This is a genomic window from Candidatus Kurthia intestinigallinarum, assembly GCF_003991225.1.
Taxonomy (GTDB): domain Bacteria; phylum Bacillota; class Bacilli; order Bacillales_A; family Planococcaceae; genus Kurthia; species Kurthia populi.
The window spans coordinates 1-1,106 of the sequence record NZ_JTFC01000035.1 but is presented as its reverse complement, the minus strand read 5'-3'; the positions used below and the strand labels follow the sequence as shown (position 1 = coordinate 1,106).

1 pseudogene is annotated in these 1,106 nt (G+C 38.6%); it reads right to left on the bottom strand.

From position 1 onward, the window contains the following. Nucleotides 1–1,106, bottom strand: a pseudogene (gene tnpC / locus QI30_RS21350) (IS66 family transposase); the annotation flags it as partial.

Here is a 1,106-nt window from a genome sequence, read left to right as displayed (position 1 = left end):
CTGAATATCTTCAGACCATGGTAGATAACGTTCTAAAATTTCTGGTTGCTGCTGAAAAGGCAGGTTCGGTAAATCTGTCATTAATTTCACCAAGTATTGATAGAAATCAATGCCATTGGCTTTAGCGGTTTCAGCCAGACTTAAACAAATGGCATTTGAATGCGCGCCTGCCTCACTAACAGAAAACAGCCAATTTTTTCGACCAATTACATTTGGGCGAATCGCATTTTCTGCAGCGTTATTATCAATGGCTATATAGCCATTATCAAGGAATCATTTTAATGCAACTTTACGATTCAATGTGTAGTCAGCAGCTTTGGCGAGTGCATTTTTTCCAAAGAACGGCGAACAATCCACCCATTCAAAAAATTCATCTACAATCGGTTTGGATTCTTGCTGACGCAATTTTCACACGTTCTTCCGTTGAAAGATGCTTGATATTACGTTCAATATAAAAGAGCTGATCACAATATTGCACACCTTTTCGGCCATTGTTACTATCGGCTTTTAACCAATAACGACGGACATGAGCCCAACAGTTAGCGAACTGAACATCAGGTAAATGATTATAAGCTGAATAGCCATCACAAATGACGGTGCCCTTGAACCCTTGAATAAAATCTTCTAAGGTCGCACGACCACGAGACAATGCACTCTTAAACAAAATAATCACTGGACCTTCACTTTGAACACTGCGAGCTACCCAGTTATAAGCATTTGATTGTGCTGGTCTTCCATCGGAACGCTTAAGAATTTGCGCAAAGGTTTCATCAATATGTAAAACGGATTTTGCTATTAAACGCTTTTTCATCAATTCGTACACTGGTTGCAGCCAATCTGTTGCTACACGTATTACCCAATTGGATAAATTTTTATCGTTTGTTAATAAGCCATGTCTTGACCATTCATTTACTTGACGCTAAAGCGGCAAATATTACGCAAACTTATCATAAATAAGCTTTGCCAAAACAGTAGGCCCTGCAATACTTCTTTGAATTGCACCTTTTGGTGCTTGGCCGCATTTAATTTGAGATTTTTTCAAAGAATCATTTTTACATGCTCGACACTCATAGACATGCTCAAAGTACTGTACACGTTTTAGTGTA